21 protein-coding genes are annotated in these 20,672 nt (G+C 70.1%); 15 read left to right on the forward strand and 6 right to left on the reverse strand.

Annotated features, from left to right (window positions below; genetic code table 11):
* Window positions 1–107 precede the first annotated feature (107 nt).
* The 3 genes from VPA02S_RS21400 (at window position 108) to VPA02S_RS21410 (ending at window position 3,785) form a co-directional block, all read left to right on the forward strand.
* Window positions 108–821, forward strand: a complete 714-nt coding sequence (locus VPA02S_RS21400; protein WP_062366006.1) for a response regulator — start codon at window positions 108–110, stop codon at window positions 819–821.
* A gap of 10 nt (window positions 822–831) precedes the next feature.
* Window positions 832–2,610 (forward strand): hybrid sensor histidine kinase/response regulator, encoded by a 1,779-nt coding sequence (locus VPA02S_RS21405; RefSeq protein WP_062365524.1) that lies wholly within the window; start codon window positions 832–834, stop codon window positions 2,608–2,610.
* A 149-nt stretch (window positions 2,611–2,759) separates the two neighbouring features.
* Complete coding sequence (locus VPA02S_RS21410) at window positions 2,760–3,785, forward strand: hypothetical protein (RefSeq protein WP_062365525.1); 1,026 nt, start codon at window positions 2,760–2,762, stop codon at window positions 3,783–3,785.
* 24 nt (window positions 3,786–3,809) lie between these two features.
* Here VPA02S_RS21410 and ftsY read toward each other — a convergent pair whose 3' ends face one another.
* On the reverse strand, window positions 3,810–5,060 hold the full coding sequence (gene ftsY / locus VPA02S_RS21415; RefSeq protein ID WP_081247617.1) for a signal recognition particle-docking protein FtsY: 1,251 nt from the start codon (window positions 5,058–5,060) through the stop codon (window positions 3,810–3,812).
* Between the two features lie 29 nt (window positions 5,061–5,089).
* Here ftsY and VPA02S_RS21420 point away from each other — a divergent pair, with 29 nt between their 5' ends.
* Together VPA02S_RS21420 and VPA02S_RS21425 are read left to right on the forward strand one after the other, a co-directional pair.
* Window positions 5,090–6,547 (forward strand): M16 family metallopeptidase, encoded by a 1,458-nt coding sequence (locus VPA02S_RS21420; RefSeq protein ID WP_374987734.1) that lies wholly within the window; start codon window positions 5,090–5,092, stop codon window positions 6,545–6,547.
* 17 nt (window positions 6,548–6,564) lie between these two features.
* On the forward strand, window positions 6,565–7,911 hold the full coding sequence (locus VPA02S_RS21425) for a M16 family metallopeptidase (protein ID WP_062365528.1): 1,347 nt from the start codon (window positions 6,565–6,567) through the stop codon (window positions 7,909–7,911).
* A 24-nt stretch (window positions 7,912–7,935) separates the two neighbouring features.
* On the opposite strand, the gene VPA02S_RS21430 is transcribed toward VPA02S_RS21425, so the two are convergent.
* Window positions 7,936–8,853 carry a LysR family transcriptional regulator ArgP gene (locus VPA02S_RS21430; protein WP_062365529.1) on the reverse strand — a complete coding sequence of 306 codons (918 nt, stop codon included), beginning with the start codon at window positions 8,851–8,853 and terminating at the stop codon, window positions 7,936–7,938.
* A gap of 81 nt (window positions 8,854–8,934) precedes the next feature.
* On the opposite strand from VPA02S_RS21430, the gene VPA02S_RS21435 reads away from it, so the two are divergent.
* From VPA02S_RS21435 to pcp, 7 genes are all read left to right on the forward strand, one after another.
* Entirely contained in the window at window positions 8,935–9,570 is a 636-nt protein-coding gene (locus VPA02S_RS21435; RefSeq protein WP_062365530.1) for a LysE/ArgO family amino acid transporter, read from the forward strand.
* A 30-nt stretch (window positions 9,571–9,600) separates the two neighbouring features.
* The gene (locus tag VPA02S_RS21440; protein ID WP_062365531.1) at window positions 9,601–10,269 is read left to right on the forward strand and encodes an RsmD family RNA methyltransferase; all 669 of its coding nucleotides are present in this window, start codon (window positions 9,601–9,603) and stop codon (window positions 10,267–10,269) included.
* Window positions 10,270–10,312: 43 nt separating this feature from the next.
* Window positions 10,313–10,816, forward strand: a complete 504-nt coding sequence (coaD, locus tag VPA02S_RS21445) for a pantetheine-phosphate adenylyltransferase (protein ID WP_015867138.1) — start codon at window positions 10,313–10,315, stop codon at window positions 10,814–10,816.
* Between the two features lie 10 nt (window positions 10,817–10,826).
* Entirely contained in the window at window positions 10,827–11,474 is a 648-nt protein-coding gene (pxpB, locus tag VPA02S_RS21450; RefSeq protein ID WP_062365532.1) for a 5-oxoprolinase subunit PxpB, read from the forward strand.
* On the forward strand, window positions 11,471–12,469 hold the full coding sequence (locus tag VPA02S_RS21455) for a 5-oxoprolinase subunit C family protein (RefSeq protein WP_062365533.1): 999 nt from the start codon (window positions 11,471–11,473) through the stop codon (window positions 12,467–12,469). The genes pxpB and VPA02S_RS21455 overlap by 4 nt, the downstream gene beginning before the upstream one ends.
* 70 nt (window positions 12,470–12,539) lie before the next feature.
* Complete coding sequence (gene pxpA, locus VPA02S_RS21460; protein WP_015867135.1) at window positions 12,540–13,280, forward strand: 5-oxoprolinase subunit PxpA; 741 nt, start codon at window positions 12,540–12,542, stop codon at window positions 13,278–13,280.
* An 8-nt stretch (window positions 13,281–13,288) separates the two neighbouring features.
* Complete coding sequence (pcp, locus tag VPA02S_RS21465) at window positions 13,289–13,948, forward strand: pyroglutamyl-peptidase I (protein WP_062365534.1); 660 nt, start codon at window positions 13,289–13,291, stop codon at window positions 13,946–13,948.
* Here the strand turns inward: pcp and VPA02S_RS21470 are convergent.
* Window positions 13,936–14,655, reverse strand: a complete 720-nt coding sequence (locus tag VPA02S_RS21470; protein WP_062365535.1) for an alpha/beta fold hydrolase — start codon at window positions 14,653–14,655, stop codon at window positions 13,936–13,938. The two genes, pcp and VPA02S_RS21470, sit on opposite strands and share 13 nt — an antisense overlap.
* Window positions 14,656–14,762: 107 nt before the next feature.
* Here VPA02S_RS21470 and VPA02S_RS21475 point away from each other — a divergent pair, with 107 nt between their 5' ends.
* Window positions 14,763–15,455 (forward strand): histidine phosphatase family protein, encoded by a 693-nt coding sequence (locus VPA02S_RS21475; RefSeq protein ID WP_062365536.1) that lies wholly within the window; start codon window positions 14,763–14,765, stop codon window positions 15,453–15,455.
* Window positions 15,456–15,461: 6 nt separating this feature from the next.
* Here VPA02S_RS21475 and VPA02S_RS21480 read toward each other — a convergent pair whose 3' ends face one another.
* The 3 genes from VPA02S_RS21480 to VPA02S_RS21490 form a co-directional block, all read right to left on the reverse strand.
* On the reverse strand, window positions 15,462–17,057 hold the full coding sequence (locus VPA02S_RS21480; protein WP_081247618.1) for an N-acyl-D-amino-acid deacylase family protein: 1,596 nt from the start codon (window positions 17,055–17,057) through the stop codon (window positions 15,462–15,464).
* Between the two features lie 105 nt (window positions 17,058–17,162).
* Window positions 17,163–18,521, reverse strand: coding sequence for a tetratricopeptide repeat protein (locus VPA02S_RS21485; protein WP_062365537.1), 1,359 nt, complete (start codon window positions 18,519–18,521; stop codon window positions 17,163–17,165).
* A 31-nt stretch (window positions 18,522–18,552) separates the two neighbouring features.
* Window positions 18,553–18,951: a tautomerase family protein gene (locus tag VPA02S_RS21490; RefSeq protein ID WP_015867129.1), complete on the reverse strand. Its 399-nt coding sequence runs from the start codon at window positions 18,949–18,951 to the stop codon at window positions 18,553–18,555.
* Window positions 18,952–19,063: 112 nt separating this feature from the next.
* Between VPA02S_RS21490 and VPA02S_RS21495 the strand changes: the two genes are divergently transcribed.
* Together VPA02S_RS21495 and VPA02S_RS21500 are read left to right on the forward strand one after the other, a co-directional pair.
* Window positions 19,064–19,933: a LysR family transcriptional regulator gene (locus tag VPA02S_RS21495; protein ID WP_062365538.1), complete on the forward strand. Its 870-nt coding sequence runs from the start codon at window positions 19,064–19,066 to the stop codon at window positions 19,931–19,933.
* A 37-nt stretch (window positions 19,934–19,970) separates the two neighbouring features.
* Window positions 19,971–20,600, forward strand: coding sequence for a YitT family protein (locus VPA02S_RS21500; RefSeq protein WP_062365539.1), 630 nt, complete (start codon window positions 19,971–19,973; stop codon window positions 20,598–20,600).
* Window positions 20,601–20,672: the final 72 nt, after the last annotated feature.

Consider the following 20,672-nt stretch of genomic DNA (forward strand, 5'->3'; position numbering starts at 1 on the left):
GGGATGGCAAGTGCTATTAAAACAAGAGCAAGCGATGCCCCGGAACGGCGGCTACCCCATGACTTAGTGCACTGTTGCGCGCCGGGCGCGTCGCTAAGATCGACCGCGTGCCTTCGCTCGAATCTTCCTCCAACCCGCCGCCGCCGCTTCTGGCGAGCGGCATCCCCGCGCGGGCGCCGGGTGCCATCCTGGTGGTGGACGACCACGACTTGCTGCGGCTCGGCGTGCGTGCGCTGATCGAGGCGCAGACCGCCTCCTCGGGGGCGAGCATCGAGGTCTTCGAGGCCGCCAGCGCGGCCGAGGCGCTGGCGCTGTACGACAGGCACCGCGAGTCGATCCGCCTGGTGCTGCTGGATCTGGCGCTGCCCGACACCCACGGCCTGAGCGGCCTCGCGGAATTCCGCCTGCGCCACCCGTCCGCCCGCATCGTGGTGCTGTCGGGCACCGGCAACACCTCGCTGGCGCAGGGCGCGGTGGCGCTGGGCGCGAGCGCCTTTCTTCCGAAGTCGGCGGACCTGAAGGAGGTGGTGGGATTCATCCGCGCCTGCGGCCTGCTCGAGCCCGGCGCGCCTGAAGCTTCCCCTTCCGCCGCCATGCCGAAGGCGCCCGGCGGCTACGCCGAATCGGCCCGGGCCAGCGCCTGGCAGGAGCTCACGCCGCGCCAGATGCAGGTGTTGCAATGGGTGCTCGACGGCAAGGCGAACAAGGAGATCGCCCAGCTCGCGAACCTGAGCGAAGGCACGGTGAAGAACCACGTATCGACCATCCTGCTGCTGTTCGGCGTGCGTTCGCGTGCGCAGCTGATCAGCAGCCTGCGTTGAGCCGCCGCGCATGGCCGACACGCCGCTGAACCAGCGCGTGCTGCGCGAACACGTGGCGTCGGTCTATTTCAACTACAACGCCACCTTCCTGGCCCGCGTCGTCTTCGTGCTGGTGCTCGGTGCATTCATGTACCTGCAGCTGGGCGACCCGATGGTGCTGCCCTTCGTCGTGCTGCACCTGACGCTGTACCTGGGCATGTACTTCACGCCGCGCTGGAATCCGTCGGTTCCGGCGGCGGACAGCGCCTGGTGGGCGCGCAGGATCACCCGCATCGTGACCCTGCTGGGGTTTGCCGATGCGCTGGCGCCGTGGATCTTCGTGCCCGCGGGCAACCTGCCGGTCACTGCCGCGCTGATGGTGGTGATGATGGGCAACTGCGCCCGGGCCGTGCAGTCGCTGCGGCCGCTCCAGGCAGCGCTGTTCGGCCACACGCTGCCCATGATGGGCGGGCTGATCGTTGCGCTGGCGTGGCAGCGCGACTCCATCCATCTCTTTCTCGCGGCCTTCGCCTCGATCTACCTGTTTCTCATGCTGCGCGTCGGCGTGCAGGAGCACAGGCTGCTGGCGGATTCGCTGGTCCTGCGCTTCGAGAAGGAAGCCCTGGCCGTGCGGCTGGAAGAGCAGATTGCCGCCACCGAGCGCGCCAGCCGGGAAAAGACCCGCTTCCTGGCCAGCGCCAGCCATGACCTGCGCCAGCCGCTGCATGCCATTGCGCTGTTCGGCGCCGCGCTCGAGAACGAGTTGCGCGGCCGTCCGGAGGAGCTCAACGCGCAGCGCCTGATGCGCGCCGTCAATGCCCTGGGCGCCTCGCTCGACATCATGCTGGACATCTCGCGGCTGGACGCCGGCGTGGTCACGCCCGTGCGCCAGGCCGTCCAGCTCGATGCCTTGTTCCTGCCGCTCAACCACACCTTCTCGGCCCAGGCCGAACAAAAGCAGCTGCAGCTGCGCGTGCGCGCCAGCGGGTTGTGGGTGCGCAGCGACCCTCAGCTGCTGCATCGGATGCTGTCCAACCTGCTGGACAACGCCCTCAAGTACACCGCGCGCGGCGGAGTGACCGTGACGGCTCGCGAACGCGGGGAGTTCGTGTGGATCGAGGTGCGGGACACCGGCATCGGCATTGCGCCCGAGCAGTCGAACCGGATCTTCGAGGAGTTCTACCAGATCGACAATCCGGGGCGCGACCGCTCGAGGGGGCTGGGCATCGGCCTGTCGATCGTGCAGCGGCTCTCGCACCTGCTGGGCCATCCGGTGCAGATGCACTCGCGGCTCGGGCGCGGCACCCATTTCCGCGTGGTGCTGCCGGCCGTTGCGCCGCAGGCGGGCGCGCTGGCCGGACCTTTCCTGCCCGAGGCTGCGGCGCCGCGGCAGGAAAAACGGCCCGGGCGAGCGGCCCCGGCACTGCCCGCGCGGGTGCTGCTGCTGGACGACGAATCCGAAATCCGCGAAGCCATGACGGGCCTGCTGCGCTCGCATTCGATCGACGCGCTCGCCGTCGCGGACGAAGCCGCCGCTGCCGCCGCCTTGCAGCAGGCGAGCAGCGAAAGGCGGCCTTTCGACCTGCTGATGTGCGACTACCGGCTGGCCGATGGCGTCGATGGGCTGGACGTGGGCCTGCGCCTGAGCGGCCGGCGGCAGGGCGGGCCCACGATTCCCTTGCTGCTGATCACCGGCGAAACCTCTCCCGACAGGCTGCAGCGCGTGCGGGAATCCGGGATTCCGGTGCTGTTCAAGCCGGTGGCCGCCGATTCGCTGTTCCGGATGATGGCCCGAGCGGCAAGCGCTTAGCGGCTCGGAATCGAATACTTTCGAATGTGTGGCTGGTAATTGCCGGGGCGTTAGCCGGCGATGTCATGACTTTCGGCACTGGTGGCCGTCAGCCCCCCGGACGTACCTTCCCTGGGTCGCACACACACATTGATCAGGGAGGATTCCGAATGAGATTCAAGTTTGCAGCGGTAGCAATCGCAACCACCACCATGCTGGCCCTCGCGGCATGCGGCGGCGGGGGTGGAGGAGGCGGTGGTGGCTTGCCGGTTGGCTGGGGCAACGGGGTTCCGCCGCCTCCTGCACCCGCGCCGGCCCCGGCACCCGCCCCGGCCCCGGCCCCGGCACCCGCCCCGGCCACCCGCACCTTCATGTACGAGGCGCTGCCGCCCGCCGCCGACGCTTCGGCGTTTCTCGACCAACTCAATGCCCAGGGCGCCAGGGCCTTCCGCTTCTTCAGCGGCCTGGCCTTCCCCACGAGCCCGACCAGCACGGAGGTCGTCGAGGCCTACGTGAAGGATGCCGGCACCACCTACGCCTTCGAACTGCTGCCGGACACCGGCTCCACGGCGGACCTGCAGGCCCAACTCAACGCCCAGGGCGCCCGGGGTTTCAAGTGGGGCGGGCCATACGTGGTCGGCGGCCAGATCCGCACGCTCTACCGCAAGGACAACGGCTCGGCATCGACCTACACCTATGCCGTGCAGGCGGCACCCGCCGACAGCGCCGCCTACCTGTCGCTGATCAATGCGCAGGGCGGCAACGGCTACTACAGCGTCGGCGGCGCGTACATGATCGGCGGAGCCACGGTGCTGGTCTTCCAAAAGGACGCGCAAGGCAATGCCACCTACGGCTATGAAGCGCTGGACCAGCCCGGCAGCGACTCCGACTTCCTGGCCCAGTTCGAGGCGAAGGGCGCCCAGGGCTTCCGGTTCAAGACCGGCTACGTCTTCTCGGACGGCCTGAAACTGCTCTACGAGAAAGACCTGTCGCAAGCGGCCACGTTCAGCTACCAGAGCCTGCAGCCCGCGGCCAACAGCGCGGACTACATCGCGCAGGCGAACGCCGAGGGCGCCAAGGGCAACGCGCTGGTGGGCGACTACGGCCTGCCGAGCGGCCAGATCAGGACGCTCTACGTCAAGCCTGCCAACTGCAGCGGCTTTCTCTGCGACACCCGCTCGCTCTTCGGTTTTTGAGGGCGGGCGGCCGCTGCCGGCGCGTCAGCCCAGCAGCGCCAGCGCGAACTCGCGCGCGTTGAAGGTCTCGAGGTCTTCCAGCTTCTCGCCCACGCCGATGAAGTAGACCGGGATCGGCCGCTCGCGCGCAATGGCGCAGAGCACGCCGCCCTTGGCCGTGCCGTCGAGCTTGGTCACCACCAGGCCGGTGAGGCCCAGCGTCTCGTCGAAGGCCCGGACCTGCGCCAGGGCGTTCTGCCCGGTGTTGCCGTCGATCACCAGCAGCACCTCGTGCGGCGCGGTGGCGTCGGCCTTGGTGACAACGCGCTTGATCTTCTTGAGCTCGTCCATCAGGTGCAGCTGCGTCGGCAGCCGGCCGGCGGTGTCGACCAGCACCACGTCCTTGCCGCGCGCCTTGCCGGCCGTGACTGCGTCGAAGCTCACGGCCGACGGGTCGCCGCCTTCCTGGCTCACGATCTCGACCGTGTTGCGGTCGGCCCAGACCAGCAGCTGCTCGCGCGCCGCCGCGCGGAAGGTGTCGGCCGCGGCCAGCAGCACTGAGGCGCCTTCGCTGGCCAGGTGCTTGGTGAGCTTGCCGATCGAGGTGGTCTTGCCGGCGCCGTTGACGCCCGCCACCATGATCACCGTCGGCGTGAACTGGCCGATCACCAGCGGTTTTTCGAGCGGCTGGAGCAGGTCGGTGATGGCATCGGCCAGCAGCCGTTTCACTTGCGCCGCATCGGTTGCCATCTGGCGCTTGACGCGGCCGCGCAGGTCGTCGAGCAGGTATTCGGTGGCCTTGACGCCGGCATCGGCCATCAGCAGAGCCGATTCGAGCTCCTCGTACAGCGCTTCGTCGATCTGCGCGTTGACGAACACGGCCTGGATGCCGGTGCCGGTCTTGCGCAGGCCGGTCTTGAGCTTGTCGAACCAGCCCTTGCGCTCGGCGGGCATGGCGGCTTCGATGAGGACGGCGGGAGCGGGAGCGGGCACCGGCGCAGGTGCAGGTGCAGGTGCTGGTGCTGGTGCTGGTGCTGGTGCAGGCACGGGTGCGGCGGGTGGCGCAACCGCGGGTGGCGGCGGAGGAGGCGCCACCGGGGGCGCTGCAGGCGGAGGCGCCGCTTCCTCCGCGGCAGGCTTCGAGCCGAACCAGCTCGACGGAGAGAACACCGAGCGCGCGGGTGCGGCAGCGGGCTCAGGCGCGGGCTCGGGCGCAGGGGCCGGCTCGGCGGCCGGTGAGGGCGCCGGCGCGGCCGGGGCTTCGGCAGGCGGTTTTTTCTTGAAGAAACTGAACATCGGGAGCTTTTTACAATCCGACCCATTCTATGAAACACCCCTCGCCACGCCGTGCTGCGTCCGGTGCGGTGCTGGCAATGGCGCTTTGCGCGCTGTGGGCCATGCCTGCGCAGGCCCAGCCCACACCGGTTCCCACCGCCGCTCCCTCCGACGCTGCCGCCGCGGCCGCATCCGCACCCCGGCAATTCACCCTGGCCAACGGCATGACGCTGCTGGTGCAGCCCGACCGGCGCGCGCCCACCGCGGTGCAGATGCTCTGGGTGCGCGTGGGCTCGGTGGACGAGGTCGACGGCACCTCGGGCGTGGCCCACGTGCTCGAACACATGATGTTCAAGGGCACCAAGGACATCAAGCCCGGCGAGTTCTCGCGCCGCGTGGCGGCGCTGGGCGGCCAGGAGAACGCCTTCACCACGCGCGACTACACGGGCTACTACCAGCAGATTCCCGTGGCCAGCCTGGAGCAGGTCATGAAACTCGAATCGGACCGCTTCGCCAACAACCAGTGGTCCGACGACGAGTTCAAGCGCGAGATCGAGGTGGTCAAGGAAGAACGGCGCCTGCGCACCGAAGACCAGCCGCGCGCATTGCTCGGCGAGCAGCAGAACGCGGCCGTGTTCACGGCCTCGCCCTACCACCGCCCCGTGGTCGGCTGGATGAGCGACCTCGACGCGATGACGCCCGACGACGCGCGCGCCTTCTTCCGCCACTGGTACGTGCCCGCCAATGCCGCCGTGGTGGTGGTGGGCGATGTCGACGTGGCCCAGGTGCGTGCGCTGGCCGAGAAGTACTACGGCAGCATTCCCGCGCGCGCCGTGCCCGCGCGCAAGCCGCGCACCGAGCCCGCGCAGCGCGGCATCCGCCGCATCGAGTTCAAGGCGCCGGCCGAGCAGGCCTACGTGTCGCTCGCGTTCCGCATTCCGCAGCTGGAAAGCATCGATGCCGCGGACAGCGACGTGTGGGCGCTCGAAGTGCTGTCGGCCGTGCTCGACGGCTACACGGGTGCACGGCTCGACCGTGCCTTGACCCAGGGCCCCGACCGCGTGGCCGATTCGGCCAGCGCCTACTCGGGCCTGGCCGGCCGCGGGCCGCAGCTGTTCACGCTGGTGGGCGTGCCGGCCCACGGCAAGAGCGCCGAAGCGGTGGAGGCGGCGCTGCGCGCCCAGGTGGCGCGCGTCGCGAAGGAGGGCGTGAGCGAAGCCGAACTCGCGCGCGTCAAGACGCAGTGGGTGGCCAGCGAAACCTACAAGCGCGACTCCGTGATGGCGCAGGCCCGCGAACTCGGCAGCAACTGGGTGCAGGGACTGCCGCTGGACACCAGCGCGCGCATCGTCGCGAAGCTGCAGGCCGTGACGCCGGCCCAGGTACAGGCCGTGGCCGCCAAGTACTTCGGCGACGACCAGCTCACCGTGGCCACGCTGCGCCCCTTGCCGCTCGAAGCCAGGCCGCGCGGCCGCGGTTTTGCCGCCCCGCAGGGCGAACTGCACTGAAAGGCCCGGATTCTTCAATGACCCCCATGACAAAAATCCTGCGCTCCGCGCTGTTCGCGGCCGCCACGGCCTTCGCCGGCCTGAACGCCGCACAGGCCGCGCTGCCGATCGAGCACTGGACGCTCGCGAGCGGCGCCAAGATCTACCTGGTGTCGACCCAGGCGCTGCCCATCGTCGACGTGCAGATCGATTTCGATGCCGGCAGCCGGCGCGATCCGGCCGGCCAGGCCGGCCTGGCCAGCGCAACCGCGACCATGGTCGAGAAGGGCGTGCGCGCCGGCAAGAACGGCGAGCCGGCGCTCGACGAGAACGCGCTCGGCGAAGCCTGGGCCGACCTGGGCGCCGAGTTCGGCACCAGCGCCGGCACCGACCGCGCCAGCTACTCGCTGCGCACCTTGTCCGACCCGGCGCTGCGCGCCAAGGTGGTGGCGCTGGCCTCGCGCGAGATCGGCGAGCCGGCCTTTCCCGACGACATCTGGCAGCGCGAGCGGGAGCGCATCAATGCCTCGCTGAAGGAGGCCAACACCAAGCCGGCAACCATCGCGGGCCGCGCCTTCGCGAAGGCCGTCTACGGCGGCCATCCCTACGGCCAGGAAGTCACCGAGGCCACGCTCGCGCGCATCGACACCGCCGCCATGCGGCAGCGCTACCAGGAGCTGATCGTGCCGTGCCGGGCCAAGCTCAGCATCGTGGGCGCCGTGACCCGCGCCGAGGCCGAGGCCATGGCCACCGCGCTGCTCTCCCGGCTGCCGGGGCCCGAGGCGTGCACGCCGCTCCCGGCGATTGCGCCGGTGGCCGCGCTCACCGCGCCCAAGGACGAGCGCATTCCCTTCGCTTCGGCCCAGGCCCACGTGCTGATCGGCCAGCCCGGCTATCCGCGCAAGGATCCGGACCATTTCGCGCTCACGCTCGGCAACTACGTGCTGGGCGGCGGCGGTTTTGTCTCGCGGCTGACCAACGAAGTGCGCGAGAAGCGCGGCCTGGCCTACAGCGTCTACAGCGGCTTCGCGCCGGGGCTGGACGCCGGCGCCTTCCGCGTCGGTTTCCAGACGCGCCCCGATCAGGCCGAGGAAGCGGTGAGGGTCTCGCGCGACGTGCTCGCCAGGTTCGTGGCCGAAGGCCCGACCGCCGCCGAGCTCAAGGCTGCCAAGGACAACCTGATCGGCGGCTTCCCGCTGCTGCTGGACAGCAACCGCAAGCTCATCGGCAATGTGGCCAACATCGCCTGGCACGACCTGCCGCTCGATTATCTCGACACCTGGACCGCGCGCATGGACGCGGTCACGGCGGCCGAGGTCCGGGCCGCCTTCGCGCGCAAGCTGCAGCCCGAACGCATGGTGACGGTGGTGGTGGGCGGCAAATAGGGCCGCGTCCCGAGGCCGCGTTTTTCAGCGCAGCGCGTGCGCGCCGCTCGCGGCGGCTGCGCGCACCGCGGCCTTGAGGCGCTCGAGCAGTTGCGGCGCGGCGCGCGCCTGCTGCCAGTAGAGCGGCACCTGCAGCGCCGAGCCGGGCACCAGCTCCACCAGCGCGCCCGTGCGCATTGCGTCGGCCGCCATGCTGGCCGGCAGCATCCCCCAGCCCATGCCGGCGCGCGCCGCTTCGACGAAACCCTGGGCCGAGGGCAGCCAGTGCCGCGGCGTCTCGATGCTGCGGTGGCAGATGCGCCGCACCCAGCGTGCCTGCAGCCGGTCCTTGCGGTCGAACACCAGGCTCGGCGCATGGGCCAGGGTGCGCGCACCCACGCCCTTGGCGAAGTACCGCTCGACGAACTGCGGGCTTGCGGCGGCCACGTAGTGCATGGCGCCCAGCGCCTCGCTGTTGCAGCCGGCCACCGGTTGCGCGAGCGCGGTGACGGCCGCCAGCACCGCGCCGCTGCGCAGGCGCTCGGCCGTGTGGTCCTGGTCGTCCACGGTCAGGTCGAGCAGGGCGGATTCTTCCTGCCTTGCAAAGGCGGCGGCAGCGGCCATGAACCAGCTGGCCAGGCTGTCGGCGTTCACTGCCACCCGCACCGTGACCCGCTCGGCTCCCTCGCCGCTGCGGCCGCCCATGCCGAGCGCGGGCAGCGCCTCGCGCAGCTCATGTTCCAGCATGCCCACGCGTTCGATGTGCCGGCACAGCTGCTGCCCGGCTTCCGTCGCGATGCAGGGCTGGCCGCGCACCAGCAGCGCGCCGCCCGTGCGCTCCTCGAGCAGCTTCACGCGCTGCGAGACGGCCGAGGGCGTGACGTGGAGGGCGCGGGCCGCGCGCTCGAAGCTGCCTTCGCGCACCACGGCGGCCAATGCATTCAGGGCGGCGTAGTCGAGCATGGTTCGCGTGAATTAGAAAAACTGAATATGGCTTAGGAAGTTTAGTTTGAATTAATAGAGACGAAGCGGCAAGCTGGCGCCATGGTGATCGAACAAATCTCTGCCGCATTCGTCAATGGGTTCCTGATGAGCCTGGTGCTCATCGTCGCCATCGGCGCGCAGAACGCCTATGTGCTGCGCCAGGGGCTGCGGCGCGAGCATGTGAGCGCCGTGGTGCTGTTCTGTGCGGCCAGCGATGCCATCCTGATCACGGCCGGCGTGGCAGGCATGGCGCAGGCACTGAAAGGGCGGCCGGCGGTGGCCACCGCGCTCGCCGGCCTCGGCGCGCTGTTCCTGGGTGCCTACGGGCTGCGCGCGCTGTGGCGTGCCCGGCAGCCCGGCGCGCTGCAGGCAAAGGCCCAGGGCGTTTCGCTCTCGCGCACCGCCGTGCTGGCGCAGGCGGCGGGCTTCACCCTGTTGAATCCGCATGTCTACCTCGACACCGTGCTGCTCGTGGGCAGCACCGGCGCCCAGTACGGCGGCGCACTCAAGGCCTGGTTCATCGCCGGGTCCGCGGTTGCGAGCGCACTGTGGTTCTCGGCGCTGGGCTTCGGTGCGCGCTGGCTGGCGCCGGTGTTTGCACGGCCGCGCGCCTGGCAGATGCTCGACGCGCTGATCGGCGGCACGATGCTGCTGCTGGCCGCGCTGCTGGCGCGGCGGGCCTTGCTCGGGGCCTGAGCCCGCATGCGGCGGCGTTAAGCTTGCCGCATGCCCCAGAAGAAAGCCGCAGCCGCCAGGCGCTCCCCTTCGACGCCGCCCTCGTCGCCGTCGCCACGATCGAAATCGCTGCCGCACGAGGTGCGCATCATCGGTGGCCAATGGAAGCGCAGCCGCCTTTCGGTGGCCGACAAGCCGGGCCTTCGCCCCACGCCCGACCGCGTGCGCGAGACGCTGTTCAACTGGCTCGCGAGCATCGCGGGTGCCGGCGGAGGCGAACTGCCGGGCTGGCACTGCGTCGATGCCTTCGCAGGCACCGGGGCGCTCGGCCTGGAAGCCGCATCGCGCGGCGCCGCGAGCGTGCTGCTCTGCGAGCAGGACGCCGCGCTGGTGGCCCAGCTGCAGGCCGCCAAGGCCAAGCTCTCGGCCGAGGCCGTGCGCATCGAGCGCGGCAGCGGGCTCACCGCGCTCGAACGCGCCCCGGCGGGCAGCCTGGATGCGGTCTTTCTAGATCCGCCTTTCGAGAGCATCGCCCTCTACGAACCCTCGCTGCGGGCCGCCGCGCGCGCCATGAAAAGCGGGGGCGCCGTCTACCTGGAGGCACCGCGCCGCTGGAGCGACGAGGAGCTGGCCACGCTCGGCCTTGTTGGTTTTCGTTACCTCAAGGCAGGGGCGGTGCACGCCCACTTGCTGCGGCAGGCCGCAAACGGGACTGCATAATCCGCCGAACAAGCCGCACCGGCTGCATGAGGAAGAAGCAACCATGGCCAGCAACGTGATCGCGGTTTATCCCGGCACTTTCGATCCCATCACCCTCGGCCACGAGGACGTGGTGCGGCGTGCAACCCAGCTCTTCTCCAAGGTCATCGTCGCGGTGGCGGCGGGCCATCACAAGAAGGCGCTGTTCAGCCTGCAGGAGCGCATCGAGATGGCGCGCGAGGCCGTGAAGCCCTACAGCGACCAGGTCACGGTCGAGAGCTTCTCGGGCCTGCTGCGCGACTTCGTGGTGGCGCGCGGCGGCAAGGCCATGGTGCGCGGCCTGCGCGCCGTGACCGACTTCGACTACGAATTCCAGCTCGCGGGCATGAACCGCTCGCTGATGCCCGACGTCGAAACCGTGTTCCTCACGCCGAGCGACAAGTACCAGTTCATCTCGAGCACCTTCGTGCGCGAGATCGCCATGCTCGGTGGCGAGGTCCACAAGTTCGTCTCGCCCGACGTGGAGAAGCAGCTCGCAGCCAAGGTGCGCAGCTTGGGTCGTGAGTAGCCGGCTTCCCTTGCCGCGCCTGCATCCGCTGGGCGATGCGGCGCTGCTTTGCGAACTGCCGCCGCCCGCCACGCTGGCGCAGCAGCAGCAGATCTGGGCGCTGGGCGCCGAGGTGCAGCAATGGGCTGGCGTGGGCGAGGTGCTGCCGGGCATGAACAACCTCACGCTAACCTTCGATCCGACCGCGGTCGATATCGAGGCATTGATGGCGCGCGTGAACGAGGCCTGGCCTCGGCTGTCGGCCACGGCCATCGAGGGCCGCCGGGTGGAGATTCCGGTGGCCTATGGCGGCGAGCACGGCCCCGATCTTGCCGATGTCGCGGCGCACACCGGACTCACGCCGGCCGAGGTGGTGCGGCGCCACAGCGCGGCCGACTACGTGGTCTACCTGCTGGGCTTCCTGCCCGGCTTCGCCTTCATGGGCGGGCTGCCGCCCGAGCTTGCCACGCCGCGCCGCGCCGAGCCGCGCACGGCGGTGCCTGCGCGCTCGGTCGGCATCGGCGGCGAGCAGACCGGCATCTATCCGCTGGTGTCGCCGGGCGGCTGGCAGCTGATCGGCCGCACCTCGCTCGAACTCTTCGATCCGTCGGCCGAGCCGCCGACCCTGCTGCGCCCCGGCGACCACGTGCGCTTCGTCGTCGAAAGCGTGCAGACATGATGCTGGTGCACAAGCCCGGCATGCTGGCCTCGGTGCAGGACCTGGGGCGGCACGGGCACCGCCAGCTCGGCATCTGCCCCGGCGGCGCGCTCGACGTGCTGGCGCTCACACTGGCGAACCGGCTGGTCGGCAATGCCGACGGTGCAGCCGGCCTCGAGCTCACCATGGGCGGCTGCGAGATTCGCTTCGAGACGGCCACGCGCATCGCGCTGGTGGGCGACGGCTTTGGCGCCCGGCTCGACGGCGCGCCGCTCTGGCCCTGCTGGAGCGTGCCTGTCGCGGCGGGGCAAACGCTCAAGCTCGCGGGCGCCAACGCGGCTGGCGCCAAGAAGGCCGGCTTGCGCAGCTGGCTCGCGGTGGCGGGCGGCATCGACGTGCCGCCGGTGCTCGGCTCGCGCAGCACCGACCTCAAGGCCGGCTTCGGCGGCCACCAGGGACGCGCATTGCGCAAGGGCGACCGGCTCCCACTGGGCGCCACGGCGCTCGATGCCGCCCGGCTCGCGCGGCGCCCGTTCGGCCTGCGCGGTCCGGACTGGGGAGCGGAGGAAAGCGATTCGGCCATCGCCCTGCGCGTCTTGCCCGGCCCCGAGTTCGACCAGTTCACCGTGGCCTCGCAGGCGCTGCTGTGGAGCGAGCGCTGGCGCATCACCGCGCAGAGCAACCGCATGGGAAGCCGGCTCGCGGGCGCCGAGCTCAAGCGCCGGCGCAGTGCCGACATGCTCTCGTCGGGCGTCATTCCCGGCACGATCCAGGTGCCGCCCTCGGGCCAGCCGATCATCCTGATGGGCGACGCGCAGACCACCGGCGGCTATCCGCGCATCGGCGTGGTGATCCGCGCCGACCTGTGGAAGCTCGCGCAGGCGCCGCTGGACGGCCGACTGCGGCTGGTGCAGGTCGACATGGCCGCGGCGCTCGAGGCCTGGGCCGGGCAGCAGCGCTATCTTGCGCAGGTCGCGCAAGGGCTGGCGGCAGCGGGCTGGACGAGACCGGCATAGACTGTGCGAGCAGCGCAGGCGCGCCGGCTGGCCCGACGCGCCGGCCCGTCTTGAAGAAGGAACCCACCCCATGCAAATCGACCTGAATGCCGACCTCGGCGAAGGCGCCGGCAGCGACGAAGCGCTGCTCGGCCTCGTGAGCTCGGCCAACATCGCCTGCGGCTGGCATGCGGGCGACGCCAAGACCATGCGGCAATGCGTGCGCTGGGCCATCGCGCACGGCGTGGCCATCGGCGCCCATCCGAGCTTTCCGGACCGCGAGAACTTCGGCCGCAGCACCATGCACCTGCCGCCCGACGAGATCGTGGCCAACGTGCTCTACCAGGTCGGCGCGCTGGCCGCGATCGCCAAGGCCGAGGGCGGCCAGCTCTCGCACGTGAAGGCGCACGGCCAGCTCTACAACCAGGCCGTGAAGGAGCCCGAACTCGCCGACGCACTCTGCGAAGCGGTGCGGCGCTTCGATCCCTCGCTCCGCTTCTTCGGCCTTGCGGGCAGCGGCATGATCGACGCCGCGCGCCGTGCCGGCCTCACGCCGGTCGAAGAGGTTTTTGCCGACCGCGGCTACATGCCCGACGGCAGCCTGGTGCCGCGCAGCCAGCCCGGCGCGCTGATCGAGGACGAGGAGCAGTCCCTCGCCCAGACGCTCTCGCTGGTGCGCGACCGCAAGGTCAAGGCGATCGACGGCAGCATCGTGCCGGTCAATGCCCAGACCGTGTGCCTGCATGGCGATGGCGCCCACGCGCTGGCCTTTGCGCGCCGCATTCGCGAGCGCCTGCAGCAAGAGGGCATCGCGGTTCGCGCGATGGCCTGATTCAAGCCGTGGCGCAGCGAACCGATGTCCTGTTGACCGGATTCGATCCGTTCGACCGCGAAGCCCTCAATCCCTCATGGGAGGCCGTGCGCGCACTCGACGGCTGGCGGTGCGGCCGCGCCACCGTGCATGCGCGCCAGATGCCCTGCGTGTTCGGCCAGGCCATCGAGGTGCTCGCAAGTGCGATGGACGAACTGCAGCCCCGGCTGGTGCTGTGCATCGGCCAGGCCGGCGGCCGCGCCGAGATCACGCCCGAGCGCGTGGCCATCAACATCGACGACGGCCGCATTGCCGACAACGCTGGCCGCCAGCCCATCGACCTGCCCGTGGTGCCCGGCGCGCCCGCCGCGTATTTCTCGACGCTGCCGATCAAGGCCATGGTGCGCGACCTGCGTGCGGCCGGCATTCCGGCGGCGGTCTCGAACACGGCCGGCACCTTCGTCTGCAACCACATCTTCTACGGCCTGATGCACCGCATCGCCATGCATCCGGCGGCCGGGCTGCGCGGCGGCTTCATCCACATTCCCTACCTGCCCGAGCAGGCGGCGCGCTTTCCCGGCGTGCCGAGCATGTCGCTGGCCACCATGATCGAGGCGCTGCGCATCTCGGTGGCGACCGCGCTGGCCGTTGAAAAGGACGTGGCCGAAACCGGCGGTCAGCTCCACTGAGCGAGCCAGCCGAGCAGCGCCTCATTCACGGACGCGGGCTGCTCCATCGTCAGCATGTGGCCGCATTGCGGCACCCACACCACTTCGGCATGCGGCACCAGCGCCGCGATCTCGCGCGTGCAGTCGGGCGGGGTCAGCCGGTCCGTATCGCCGCACACCAGCAGCACCGGCGCGCGCAGCGAGGGCAGGTGGGTGCGCGCGTCGGGGCGCCGCATCACCGCGCGGTTCTGCGTGATGAGCTGCTGCGTGCCGGCGTCCAGCACGATCTCGACGTAGCGCTGCACCAGCGCTTCATCGGCGGCCTGCGCGGGGTGGAAGGCGAACACCACATTGGGCTCGATCACGTCGCGCAGCTCGCCGCGCTCGAACAGTTCGATCGCGCTTTCGCGCAGCTCGTACATCTCGGGCGCCTCGGGCCGTGCGTTGGTGCCCAGCAGCGCGAGCCCCGCGATGCGCTCGGGCGCCTGCCGCGCGGCTTCCATCGCGACCATGCCGCCCATTGACGCGCCGCACAGCAGCAGCGGGCCGGGGTTCTCGCGCAGCACGGCCGCAGCCATGGCTTCGATGGTGTCGTGCCGCATGTGGGCATCGGTCACGCGCGTTTCGAACAGGGGCTCGAGCGCGGGAAGCTGGGCCTCCCAGATGCGCTCGTCGCAGGCAAGGCCGGGCAGCAGGACAAGGTGGGGCATGGCCGGATTTTGCGCCATCGCCGGCGCGGCGAGTGCGGCGCCGTTCGAGCTGCAGGTGGCGGCGCTGCAACAGATGCCGCCACCCAGGTCCCGAGCGTCACGCACGCAGTGGAGAATGGGCGTCCATGCCCACGCCTTCACCCGACTCCGCGACCGAACTCATCCTGATCCGCCACGGCGAAACCGCCTGGAACCGCGAGCTGCGCTTCCAGGGGCATGCCGACGTGCCGCTCAACGACATCGGCCACGAGCAGGCGCGCCGCCTCGGGCTGCGGCTGGCGGGCGACACCGCGCAGCACATCATCAGCAGCGACCTCATGCGCGCGCAGCAGACCGCCGCGCCGGCCGCGCAGCAGCTGTCGCTGCCGGTGGTCACGTCGGTGGGCTTGCGCGAGCAGTATTTCGGCATTGTCGAAGGCATGCGGGCCGACGAGATCCAGGCGCTGCATCCGCGAGCCTGGGAGCAATGGCTGGAGTTCCGCGAGGACCACGCCATGCCCGAAGGCGAAACGGCGCGCGAATTCCACACGCGCATCGTCGCGGCCATCGGCGCGCTGGCGGCTGCGCACCGGGGGCAGCGGCTGGTGGTGGTCACGCACGGCGGCGTGCTCGACATGGTGTGGCGCACCGCGCGCGGGCTCAGCCTCAGCGGGCCGCGCCAGAGCGACATTCCCAACGCGGGCTTCAACCGCATCCGCATTGCCGACCCGGCCATGCCCGACGCCATCGAGATCCTCGACTGGGCCGACACGCGGCACCTGGCCGACCTGCCGCCGCAGCCGACCTACGACCAGCGGCGGCATCTGAAGAAGAGCTGAGCCGCGTCAGGTGCAGCTGCCGGCCTTCGGCGTGCGCAGCAACGGCTGGCCCGCGCCCACGCCCGTGGGCTTGCCGGCATCCACCGCGAGGCGGCCGTTCACCAACACCGTGACCACGCCCTCCGACAGCAGCGTCGGCTGCGTGTAGGTGGCCTTGGCGGCATAGCGCGCGGGGTCGAACACGACCACGTCGGCGTAGTAGCCCGGCCGCAGGTGCCCGCGCTGTTTCAGGCCCAGCGTGTCCGCGGTCAGCGACGAGCTGCTGCGGATGAACTGGCCCAGCGAGATCGTGTGCTCCTTCACCACGTACTGGTCGTACTTGCGCGCGAAGGTGCCGTAGGCGCGCGGATGGCCCAGCGAGGAATCGGAGGAGGTCATGACCCATGGCCGCTTCATGAACGCGCGCACGTCGTCGTCGCTCTGGTTGAACGAGGCGATCATCAGGTCGCCGTCGCGCAGCACGGCGATGGCGGCATCCACCGGGTCGGCACCCGAGGCCTTGGCCACGTCGGCCAGCGTCTTGCCCACGTACTTGGTGCTGCCGGCCGAAAACAGGATGCTCTCAGGACCGCCGCGCAGGCGCAGGTTCTCGCGCATGCCGGTGCGCAGGCGCTCCTGCACGGCCGGGTCATCGAAGCGCTTGAGCATCGCCGCGCGCCCGCCGTCGACCGCCCAGGGCGGCACGAGCGCGGCCGAGAAACGCGTGCTCGATGCCGTCCACGGGTAGTGGTCGGCCGTGATGTCGAGGCCGGCGGCACGCTCCTTCTCGATGCGGCGGATGATGTCGCCGCTCTGGCCCTGCACGTCCACGCCCAGTGCCTTGATGTGCGCCACATGCACCGGCAGGCGGGCTTCGCGGCCGATGCGGATCACTTCCTCGATGGAACCCTTGAGCCCGATGTTGTACATCGACTCGCCGCGGATGTGGCTGTCGTAGAGGCCGCCGTGGCGGGCCGCGACCTTCGCGAGCTCGATCACTTCCTCGGTCTTCGAGAAATTCTGCGGCGGATAGAAAAGCCCGGTCGAAAGCCCCAGCGCGCCGTCGCACATGGCGCGGCTCACGTGCCGGCGCATGGCGTCGAGCTGCTCGGGCGTCGGCGTGCGATTGGCTTCGCCGAGCTGGTCGATGCGCACGGGGCCGAAGCCCACGTACATGGCGACGTTGGTTCCAACGGGCGCCGATCGCAGGCGCTGCGTCTGCGCGGCAATGTCGAAGCCGCCGAAGCCGTCATTGCCGATGACCGCGGTGGTCACGCCCTGGGTGAGAAAGGGAATGTTCAGGCGCTTGCGCGGATCGGTGGAATGCAGGTCGGCATCGGCGTGGGTGTGGGCATCGATGAAGCCCGGTGCCACGACGAGGCCGGCCGCGTCGATGGTTCGCCGCGCGCTGAACTGCGGCGGCGCCTTCCGGCCCGCGAAGACGATGCGGTCGCCCACGATGCCGACATCGCCCACCACGGGCTGGTCCGAATCGCCCGTGTAGACGGTGCCGCCGCGCAGCAGCAGGTCGAGTTCGACGGGGGCATCGGTCGCAGCTGGGGCTGCGGACGAGAGGCCTGCCAAGGCCGCGGAGATGGCGAGCACGACAACTGGTTTCTGCATGGGAAAGGAACCGGAGCGATGTGGAGCGGGCAGTTTAGAAGTCGCCCCCGCGTGTCCGTTAATTCCTTTTGCGCCAACTCCCATGACCGGAAGGCATGGCCTTTCTCAAGGACGGGAGGCGAGCTGCCCGAGGCCGAGCCGCGCATAAACCTCGCCGGCCTGGCGCCGCAGGCGCAGCGATTCGGGCTGGCCGTTGAGCTGCTGCTGCAGGATGCCCTGGGCACCCGCGAGCGCGGCCTGGCTGCCGGTGCGCACGAGCGCATCGAGGTACACCTGCTCGAACAGGTCGCGCTGCGCATGGCTGCCGCCGATCTCGAGCATGCGCGGAAGGGCGCTGCCGAGTCCTTCGATGGCGGCGGCGAAATCGCCGCGCGCATGGGCAACGAGCCCGCGCGCGGCCGGCACGCACACGCTCTGCCAGGCGGCGCGCGTGGAGAGCGGCGCGCGCGCCGCATGGGCTTCGATGTTGCGCAGCAGCGTGTCCGCTTCGGGCCGCCCGGCGCGCGCCAGGCCATACAGGTACTGCAGGTCGAGGAAGGGCAGCACGTGGTCGGCCGTGCGCTGCAGCAGGTGGCTCGCCACGTCGTCCCACCGCGCACCCACGCCGATGCCCGCGAGCTCGAAGCGCGCCAGCAGCGAGACGGCGCCGATCTGGTCCTGCGAGTAGTCCTTCACCACGCCCCACACCTCGCGGTCGTACAGCGCGAGCGCTTCATCGTCGCGGCCGAGCTCGATCAGGAACAGCGCCACGTGCCACCAGTTGTGCGTGACCATGAACGAGTTGAGCCCGCTCCAGCTGTCGCTCACGCCCTGCATGAAGGCCAGCCCCTCGCAGAGCCGGCCCTCGGTGAGCATCACATGCGCCAGCGCATGGTGCGCCCACGGCTCCTTGCGGCACATGCCGATGGCGCGGCGCGCGCTGGCCTCGGCCTCGCGCATCAGGTGGCACTGCTCGTAGCCGAAGGCCGCCATGCCATGCACATAGGGCACGTCGGATGCGGCCGGCAGCGCGGCGAGCGCCAGGCGCAGCATGCCCGGGCAGTCGCCGGTGTTGAAGCAGTGGTATTGCCCCAGCTTCACCGACACGAGGTCGCGCGGATGCTCCCGAGCCTGCTCGGCGTGCAGGGCGATGGCCTTGGCGATGTCGCCCTCGGCCCAGGCTTCGATGGCCGCGATGTAGCGCCGTTCGCGCGGCGTGGCGCGTTCGGATGCGGCGCGGGCCTTGGCAAGAAAGGGCCGCGCATTGGCCGCGGCATCGCGCGATTCGGCGAAGAGGTGCAGCGTTGCGCAGTAGGCCTGCACCATCGGGCTCGCGTCGCTGTCGGCCAGGGCCAGCAGATTGACCGCGCGTGCCTCGGTCGACACGAAGCCCATGGTGAAGTCTTCGACCAGCGGCAGGCTGGCGGCATCGTCGAGCGTGAGCGGGTTGCCGAAGCTGTCGGCGTGCAGGGTGGCGGGGGGCATGGCCGCATGGTGCCATGCCCCGCCGCGGGCTTCAAACGCCCGCTTGCTGGTGGCGGTACTCCTGTGTCTTTCCGCCGTAGCCGTAGGCCGCGCCGCGGGCGTCGATCACGTGGATGTACGAAACCTCGTGCAGGTCGGGCCGCAGCCGCGCCATGGCGGCATGCACCTCGCGCAGGTAGCGCGCCTTTTCCGCCTTGGTGTTGGTCTCGTCCGTGATGCTGATGTCGAGGTGGAAGGCCGACTTGCCGAGCGAGGCCAGCGACTGCCCGCCGATGAACCATGTGTCGGCGGCGATGTACTGCACCGTGACGGCGATCACCGGCAGCTGCTTGCCGAGCACGCTCTGGGTCAGTTCGGCGACCACGTCGACCGTCTTGCGCGTGAGCTGGGCGTCGGGCTCGCCCGAGAGGTGGACAACGATGTGCGGCATGGGGAGCTCCATGAAGGAATGAGTGAACGATGGGGCTATTGTGGGAACTGCAGTGAAATCGGAAAAGCGGGAAGATATGATGGTATCCATCGGGTAAACGGATGGATGAACCATGCAGACCTTCGACCTGGAGCAGCTTCGCACCCTGGCCGCCGTGATCGATGCCGGCAGCCTCACGGCCGCGGCGCCGCGCGTGTTCTTGTCGCAGTCGTCGGTCAGCGAGCAGATCCGCAAGCTCGAGGAGCGGGCAGGGCAGTCGCTGCTCACGCGCAGCAAGGCCGGCGTGGCGCCGACCGAGGCCGGCACGCGCCTGCTGGCCTATGCGCGTCGCATCCTCGCGCTCAGCGACGAGGCGTTCCGCGATCTGCATGGCGAGACGCTGCAGGGCGAATTGCGGCTCGCCGTGACCGACTACTTTCGCCCCGGCGATCTCACGCGGCTGCTGGGGCGCCTTGGCGAGAGCTATCCGCAGGTGCGGCTGCACGTGAGCATCATGAAGAGCGACGCGCTGCGGGCCGCCTATGCGCACGGCGATTTCGACGTGGGGCTCGCGATGAACATCGCCGGAACGTCGCCATCGACCGAGCCGGGTGCGAAGGCTCCGGTGATCCGGCGCGAATCGCTCGCGTGGCTCGGCGCGGCCGGCATGCGGCTCGCACGCGGCGAGCCGGTGCGGCTGCTGGCCTTGCCGGACACCTGCTCGTTGCACCAGTACACGGTGGCGCTGCTGCGGCGGCGGCGCGTGCCGTATGTGCTGGCGCACGTGGCGTCGGGCGTCGCGGGGTTGCAGTCGGCGCTGGCTGCGGGGCTGGGGGTGGCCTGCCTGAACGAATCGGCGGTGTGCGAAGGGGTTGGCCGGCTGGCGCCGCCGCACGGCCTGCCGGCCCTGCCCCGGGTCGCGTTCCAGTTCCTGCCCGCGCGCCGCGGAGAGACCGAATTCGTGACGCGGGCGCGGGAGATGCTGGCGACCCACCTGGTCTGAGGCCGCCAGGTGGCGCGGGATTTGCGTCAGGCCCGCCATGGATGCGCCACAACAACCCGCCACGCGCCCCGAACTGCTGCGCCACTCGCGTTTCGACGATGCGCAGGCCATCTTTTCGGGCACCCTGTTCGTCGCCATTGCCATGATGCTGTTCGGCCAGGCGGGGCTGCTCACGGGCGGCACGGCCGGTGTCGCATTCCTCTTGCACTACGCCACGGGCGTGAGCTTCGGCAAGGTGTTCTTCCTGGTGAACCTGCCGTTCTACTGGTTTGCATGGCGCCACATGGGGCGGGCCTTCACGGTCAAGACGTTTTCGGCGATTGCACTGCTGTCGGTGATGACCGACTGGGCGCCGCGCTACATCTCGATCGATTCGCTGCACCCGGCCTTCGCAGCGGTGCTCGGCGGCCTGCTGCTGGGCACAGGATGCCTGTTCCTCGCGCGGCATCGTGCGAGCCTGGGTGGCGCGACGGTGCTGACGCTGTACCTGCAGGAAAAGCGCGGCTGGCCCGCCGGCAAGGTGCAGATCGGCATCGACTGCACGGTGGTGCTGCTCGCGCTGTTCGTGATTCCGCCGCAGCGCGTGGGATGGTCGGTGCTGGCTGCGGTGGTGATGGGGCTTTTTCTATGGATCAACCACAGGCCGGGGCGCTACGCTGCGACTTGATTTCTTGTTGCTGCTGTTTTGTTCGAGCGCTGTCGTTTTTCAGGGCGCGTGCCCAGGCCACCGGGTACTCCC

Source organism: Variovorax paradoxus NBRC 15149 (genome assembly GCF_001591365.1).
GTDB classification, from domain to species: domain Bacteria; phylum Pseudomonadota; class Gammaproteobacteria; order Burkholderiales; family Burkholderiaceae_C; genus Variovorax; species Variovorax paradoxus.